This window comes from Streptomyces sp. NPDC058955 (genome assembly GCF_042741435.1).
Lineage (GTDB): Bacteria > Actinomycetota > Actinomycetes > Streptomycetales > Streptomycetaceae > Streptomyces.
In genome coordinates this window covers 12,216-19,037 of sequence record NZ_JBHYKM010000112.1, presented here as the reverse complement: position 1 = coordinate 19,037, position 6,822 = coordinate 12,216, and the positions used below count along the sequence as shown (strand labels likewise).

Annotated in this window: 7 protein-coding genes; 4 read left to right on the top strand and 3 right to left on the bottom strand. The window is 73.5% G+C overall.

Annotated elements, in window-relative coordinates:
• Positions 1-462 precede the first annotated feature (462 nt).
• Positions 463-753, bottom strand: coding sequence for a chorismate mutase (locus tag ACFW1I_RS31070; RefSeq protein WP_384676167.1), 291 nt, complete (start codon positions 751-753; stop codon positions 463-465).
• Between the two features lie 371 nt (positions 754-1,124).
• Here ACFW1I_RS31070 and guaA point away from each other — a divergent pair, with 371 nt between their 5' ends.
• The 4 genes from guaA to ACFW1I_RS31050 all read left to right on the top strand — a co-directional run bounded on the left by guaA (position 1,125) and on the right by ACFW1I_RS31050 (position 5,630).
• Entirely contained in the window at positions 1,125-2,717 is a 1,593-nt protein-coding gene (gene guaA, locus ACFW1I_RS31065; RefSeq protein WP_384676165.1) for a glutamine-hydrolyzing GMP synthase, read from the top strand.
• Positions 2,718-2,832: 115 nt separating this feature from the next.
• Positions 2,833-3,621, top strand: coding sequence for a class II aldolase/adducin family protein (locus ACFW1I_RS31060; protein WP_384676163.1), 789 nt, complete (start codon positions 2,833-2,835; stop codon positions 3,619-3,621).
• A gap of 152 nt (positions 3,622-3,773) precedes the next feature.
• Positions 3,774-5,024 (top strand): hypothetical protein, encoded by a 1,251-nt coding sequence (locus tag ACFW1I_RS31055; RefSeq protein ID WP_384676161.1) that lies wholly within the window; start codon positions 3,774-3,776, stop codon positions 5,022-5,024.
• A gap of 90 nt (positions 5,025-5,114) precedes the next feature.
• Positions 5,115-5,630, top strand: coding sequence for a DoxX family protein (locus tag ACFW1I_RS31050; protein WP_384676160.1), 516 nt, complete (start codon positions 5,115-5,117; stop codon positions 5,628-5,630).
• Here the strand turns inward: ACFW1I_RS31050 and ACFW1I_RS31045 are convergent.
• Both ACFW1I_RS31045 and ACFW1I_RS31040 read right to left on the bottom strand, forming a co-directional pair.
• Positions 5,540-5,800 carry a hypothetical protein gene (locus ACFW1I_RS31045; protein ID WP_384676158.1) on the bottom strand — a complete coding sequence of 87 codons (261 nt, stop codon included), beginning with the start codon at positions 5,798-5,800 and terminating at the stop codon, positions 5,540-5,542. The genes ACFW1I_RS31050 and ACFW1I_RS31045 overlap by 91 nt on opposite strands.
• A complete protein-coding gene (locus ACFW1I_RS31040; RefSeq protein WP_384676156.1) occupies positions 5,787-6,773 on the bottom strand; it encodes a hypothetical protein in 987 nt (328 codons plus the stop codon). Before ACFW1I_RS31040 ends, ACFW1I_RS31045 begins: the two co-directional genes overlap by 14 nt.
• Positions 6,774-6,822 lie beyond the last annotated feature (49 nt).

Here is a 6,822-nt window from a genome sequence, read left to right as displayed (position 1 = left end):
CCGTGTTGGGGTGCTCGACGGGCCTGTTCCTCTTGTCGGGGCGCGTCCCGGTCCCTGGGGCGTCACAGTTGTCAGGGCAGCGGCGGTGCCGAGCGGAGCGGCGCCGGGGGGTCGCGCCGCGTCGGGGAGGGAAGTCGGAGGGGACGGATCGGAGCGGTGGGGGAGGGTGAGCCGGTTGCGGTCGGCCCCGGGCGTCCCCGGGACCGACCGCCCTTTCTGGGTGACCGGGCTGCTGTCCCCTGCCGTCCGGTCACGTGCGCTGGGGCGAGGTCCCACGACGTGCCAGAAGCACGCCACACGCCCCAGCGAAGCCACGCGTGGTTTCTTACGGGCCCGCCCCTGGCTGGCACGGACACCCCGCTCAACGAAGCCCGGCGGGGGCCGGTCACGCGCCGTACGGGTGAGTCCGGCACCGAACGCGGGTGCGGGGCCCCACTCCTCGGGTGAGGGCGGGCGGCGGCCTCAGACGCGACCCCGGCACAGCTCCAGCATCGTCATCGCCAGCGCGGTGCCCGGCTTGCCCAGCGCGTCCCGGTAGTGGGCGAGCACGTCCATCTCGCGGGCCAGGTTCACCCGCCGGCCGCCGGAGGAGATCCGGGCCTCCTGGATCACCGCCGAGATCGCCATCCGCTCCTGGATGAGACCGATGATCCGGTCGTCCAGCGCGTCGATCCGCTCGCGGGCGTCACCGATCAGCGAGGCCGCCTCGTCGGTGCGGGCGCCGGTCGTCTCGGTGAGGGTCTTCGTGGTCATGCGGGGCTCCTGGTGGGATCGGGGCCCCGGATCGGCACGGCCCGGGAAACGCCAGACGCCCCGGGCCTTGTCGGCCCGGGGCGCCTGGGAAGTCGCTGTTGTCAGTTGCTCAAGCAGCACGACCATGGCAGCCGGTGGGCCGGTTGCCATAGGTAAACAGGAAGGTCGAGTGCGTGCGCATGGCGCCCAGTATGGACCCCGTCCTCCGCCCCGGGGCAAGCCGGGCCCGGATGGTGAGACGAAGGCCACCCACGTTCGGATGGTGAGACGAAAAGAGACACGCGCGCGCCGGTAGAATCGACAAATAGCCCCCTCCCTCGGGAAACCTCCCACCGCCGGGGGAGCCCTCCTACCGCCGGAAGGCCGCCGTAGTGTCATCAGCGTCCCCCGCTGCCGCGCCCGACGTCACCAACCCGGACGTAGTCCTCGTTGTCGACTTCGGCGCCCAGTACGCCCAGCTCATCGCCCGCCGCGTCCGCGAGGCCCGGGTCTACAGCGAGATCGTCCCGTCCACCATGCCGGTGGCCGAGATGCTGGCCAAGAACCCGAAGGCGATCATCCTCTCCGGCGGCCCGTCCTCCGTGTACGCCGAGGGCGCCCCGCGCCTCGACCGCGCCCTCTTCGAGGCCGGCGTCCCCGTCTTCGGCATGTGCTACGGCTTCCAGCTGATGGCCACGACCCTCGGCGGCACCGTCGACAACACCGGCGCCCGCGAGTACGGCCGCACCCCGCTGCACGTCTCCAAGGCCGGCTCCACCCTCTTCGAGGGCACCCCGGTCGAGCAGTCCGTGTGGATGTCCCACGGCGACGCCTGCTCCGCCGCCCCCGAGGGCTTCACCGTCACCGCCTCCACCGACGTGGTCCCGGTCGCCGCCTTCGAGAACGACGAGAAGAAGCTCTACGGCGTCCAGTACCACCCCGAGGTGCTGCACTCCACGCACGGCCAGCAGATCCTGGAGCACTTCCTCTACCGCGGCGCCGGCATCGAGCCCTCCTGGACGACCGGCAACGTCATCGAGGAGCAGGTCGCCGCCATCCGCGCCCAGGTCGGCGACAAGCGCGCCATCTGCGGCCTCTCCGGCGGCGTCGACTCCGCCGTGGCCGCGGCCCTCGTCCAGAAGGCCATCGGCGACCAGCTCACCTGCGTCTACGTCGACCACGGCCTGATGCGCAAGGGCGAGACCGAGCAGGTCGAGAAGGACTTCGTCGCCGCGACCGGCGCCCGCCTGGTCGTCGTCGACGCGGAGAAGCGCTTCCTCGACGCCCTCGCTGGCGTCTCCGACCCGGAGACCAAGCGCAAGATCATCGGCCGCGAGTTCATCCGCGTCTTCGAGCAGGCGCAGCTGGAGATCCTCCAGGAGGAGGGCCCCGAGGTCGCCTTCCTCGTGCAGGGCACCCTCTACCCGGACATCGTCGAGTCCGGCGGCGGCACCGGCACCGCCAACATCAAGTCCCACCACAACGTGGGCGGCCTCCCCGAGGACATCGAGTTCGAGCTCGTCGAGCCGCTGCGGCAGCTCTTCAAGGACGAGGTCCGGATGGTCGGCCAGGAGCTCGGCCTGCCCGAGGAGATCGTCCAGCGGCAGCCCTTCCCCGGCCCCGGCCTCGGCATCCGCATCGTCGGCGAGGTCACCAAGGAGCGCCTGGACCTGCTCCGCGAGGCCGACGCCATCGCCCGCGAGGAGCTGACCGCCGCCGGTCTCGACCGCGAGATCTGGCAGTGCCCGGTCGTGCTGCTCGCCGACGTCCGCTCCGTCGGCGTCCAGGGCGACGGCCGCACCTACGGCCACCCGATCGTCCTGCGCCCGGTCTCCTCCGAGGACGCCATGACGGCCGACTGGTCCCGCCTGCCCTACGAGGTCCTCGCCAAGATCTCGACCCGCATCACCAACGAGGTCGCCGACGTCAACCGCGTCGTCCTCGACGTCACCAGCAAGCCCCCGGGCACCATCGAGTGGGAGTGACCCCTCCCGCTCCCTGAGCCCGGCCGAAGCCGCCGCCCCCGCGAAGGGCGGCGGCTTCGCCGTGTTCACGTCCGGACTCTGGTGACTTGACCGGCCGGGCGTTACCTTCCGGCGCATGACCGAGATACCGGCCCCCGTCCCCGTCGACCGGCTCCACTTCGCCATGCCGCCCGTCCACGCGACGGTCGAGGAGGAACGCGCCCACCGCAAACAGCGGCTCGCCGGCGCCCTCCGGCTCTTCGGACGGCTCGGGTACGAGGAGGGCGTCTCCGGCCACATCACGGTCCGCGACCCCGAGTACGACGACTGCTACTGGGTGAACCCCTTCGGCGCGCCCTTCGGCGACCTCACCGCGAGCGACCTCGTCCTCGCCAACGGCGAGGGCCAGGTCGTCCTCGGCGGCCAGCACGTCAACCAGGCCGCCTTCACCGTCCATGCCGCCGTCCACCGCGCCCGCCCGGACGCCGTCGCCGTCGCCCACACCCACTCCACCCACGGCCGCGCCCTCGCCGCCCTCGGCGAACTCCTCGACCCCCTCACCCAGGAAGCCTGCGCCTTCTACCAGGACCACGCCCTCTACGACGCCTACACCGGCGTCACCGTCGACGCCGAGGAGGCCCGCCGCGTCGCCGTCGCCCTCGGCCCCTTCAAGGGCATCGTCCTGCGCAACCACGGCCTCCTCACCGTCGGCTCCTCCGTCGACGCCGCCGCCTGGTGGTTCATCGCCATGGACCGCTGCGCCCGCATCCAGCTCGCCGCCCGCGCCGCCGGCAAACCCGTCCTCATCGACCACAAGGACGCCGTCGCCACCCGCGAACAGCTCGGCAGCGACCTCGTCGCCTGGATCAACTACCAGCCGCTCTGGCGCAGGATCAGCCGAGCGGAGCCCGAACTCCTGTCGTAACACCATCGCTTCACCCTTCTGTACGTCAATGGGATGGCGCGGCAATCACTCTCCCGCGGGGCGCGCGCGGCCCTCCCGAGCCCCCTCGGTGCGGCACAATTCCGAGGAATCAACGCCAAGTTGAGCTCGGAAACTCGGGAAGTGACGGCACCGTGGCGGTTCAAGAGGCGAGACAGTACGGCGGGCGCCACGGCGCCGGCGACCACCCGACGGCCTGCGCCGGCTGCGCCCACTGCGGCGAGACCGGCCACCGCCGCGCCGTCGCCGCCTTCCTCGCCCGCCGCGAGGAACTTGCCGCCGGCCACGGCGTCCCCGCCGCCGTCGCCCACTCCCCGGTCGCCGCCCGCCAGTGGGTCTCCGACGAACTCGCCCAGTCCGCCCGCGCCGTGACCGCCCACGGCCGGGAGGCCGGCCTCGCCTGGCTCGCCCGCGTCCGCACCGGCAGCCTCGCCGCGATCTGGGCCGCCGTCCTCGCCCTCCTGCTCGGCCAGGCCCTCACCGCCCTCGGCACCGGCTGGACCGCCGCCCGCACCGCCGGCCTCGGCACCGCCCTCCTCCTCGCCGTCCCCCTCACCGCCGCCGCCCACGCCCACCGCGCCCGCGGCGGCCTCCTCGCCCCGCTCACCGGCGAGGACAACCGGCTCTCCACCACCCGCGCCGTCGCCGCCGCATGGCTCCTCTTCCTCTGCTACACCCTCCTCTTCCTCACCCTCCGCTCGCTCACCGCCACCGCCTTCGGCCTCTCCGGCGCCGCCGCCCTCGTCACCGTCCTCGCCCTCGTCTCGGCCGTCGCCGTCACCGCCCGGTTCGTCGTCTCCACCCGGATCGCCGGCCGACGGCTCCAGAAGGTCCGCGCCGACCGGCCCCGCGCCGCCGACCTCCTCTGCGACGACAACGGCCGCGCCGACCTCGCCGACGTCCAGTACGTCCTCGTCTCCGGCGCCGTCCTCGTCTTCGCCGCCGTCCGGCTCGCCACCGCCCCCGACCGCCTCCCCGCGCCCCCCTGGTCCCTCGCCCTCCTCGTCGCCGTCTCCGCCGCCTGGCACCTCGCCGCCAAGTGCACCGAGGGCGGCCCGCCCGCCCTCCACGCCGTGGTCCGCGCCCGCGAGGCCGGCGACCTCGACGCCCCCATCCGCGTCGGCGACGACATCGAGATCCGCGGCCACGGCTTCGTCCCGCCCGGCGCCGCCGCCCCCGACCCGCTGACCCGGCTCGTCGTCCGGATCGGCGCCGTCCACGCCCACGTCCCCCTGGTGCCCGTCCCCGGCGGCTTCGCCAACCCCACCGACACCGTCCTCACCGTGCCCCTCCCCGCCGACGTCGAGCCCGGCCGGGTCGAGGTCTCCGTCGTCACCGCCGCCGGATTCGAGACCGACCGGATCACGATCGACGTCGCCGACTGAGCATCCGGCCCCTCCCTGTGTCCCTTCACCGCACAAGCGGAGACAATCGGTCCGCGAACAGTCGTACGGGGTGTGGAGAGGTGACCGATCATGAGCGCGTACACGGAACGCCCCGGCGGGCCCACCCTGAGGGACCGCGCGGACGCCTGGAGGGCCACCGTCTCCCGCTACGCCCTGCTCCCGCTCCGGATCTTCCTCGGCGTCACCTTCGTCTACGCCGGCCTCGACAAGCTCACCGACCCGGCCTTCCTCGCCGACACCGGCACCGGCTCCATCGGCGAGACCATGCGCGGCGTCCGTGACTCCTCGGCCGTCCCGTGGCTCGTCGACCTCGCCCTCAACAGCCCCACCGGCTTCGGCTACGCCATCGCCTTCGGGGAGCTCGCCGTCGGCCTCGGCACCCTCCTCGGCCTCTTCGCCCGGGTGGCCGCCCTCGGCGGCGCCCTCATCTCGCTGAGCCTCTGGCTCACCGTGAGCTGGCAGGTGAACCCGTACTACCTCGGCAACGACCTCGCCTATCTCATCGCCTGGCTGCCGCTGCTGCTCGCCGGCGCCCCGCTGCTCTCCGTCGACCGTCTTCTCGCCGAACGGCGCCGCAGGCCGTAGGCGACCCAGGTCAGCAGCCCGGCCAGGCCGAGCCCGCCGCACATCACCGGGATCGCCAGCCACCACGGGGTCGCCCACCAGCCGGCGAGGTCCCCGCCGTAGGCGCCGGCCAGGCCGACCGCGGCCAGGCCGACGACCAGCCGGCCGGGACGGAACTCATGAAGCAGCACGGGTGACCTCCACCTGTCCGAGACCGACCTCCAGCGAGAGGTCCAACGTCCCCGCCGGCTCCGTGCCGGCGGGCGGGTTCAGCGTCCGCGTCTCGTCGCGGTCCGGGGAGACGTCGATGTCGTCGGCGGCCTCCCCGGGCAGCTGCACATCACCGAGACCCACCAGGGCGTGCAGCTTCACCACCACGTTCTCCGGCACGACCACCTCCAGCTTTCCCGCGCCCACGTCGACCGCGGTCGTCACCGTCGTCCCCTCGGGCACCGACAGCCGGGACAGATCCAGCGTCCCCACCCCCGCGCCCAGGTCGTACCGCGGCTCCACCGCGCTCACCGCGGCCGGTGTCCACGTCTGGCGCGTCCACTCCGTGGTGATCTTCTCCGGCAGCGCGACGGCACCGGCCAGCAGCGCCGCCGTCACCACCACCTGGAAGATCGTGCCGAACCCGGTGCGGCCCAGGAAACTGCTGACGACGAGACCCAGACCGAACACCGCCAGCGCCGCCGCGAGCCCCGTCGCCAGGCTGACGCCCAGCGGCTGCGACTCCCACGTCAGGGCCGTGCCCGTGACCGCCGCGGCCAGCGCGAGGAGATGCACCAGGCCGGCGATCGAGTACGGAGTGCGCCGCACCGACGGCTCCGGGCGCGCCGGATCCGAGGGCGTGCCCCACCGGCTGCCGGGCTTCGGCACCTCGCCGCCGACCCGGCCCTCCGCGTCGACGATCCCGACCGGACCCCACATGTAGCCGAAGGCCACCTTGCCGGTCGAACCGTCCTTCACGATCGGGTCCCGCCACCACGACATCATCTGGCTCTCGACGTACGTCAGCGGCGGCGCCTTCGCCTCCGGCGGCACCGGGACCCGCGCATGCGGGGCCTTCGGCCGCGCCTCCAAACCGCCCACGGCCTCCTCCTCGGCGCCGGGGCGGCGGCGCCACCAGGACGCGGCACCCGCCGGCACCAGCGTCCGCCGCACCCCGCAGCCCCCCCCCGCGGGGGTGGGCCACATCGACAGGCAAATCCCC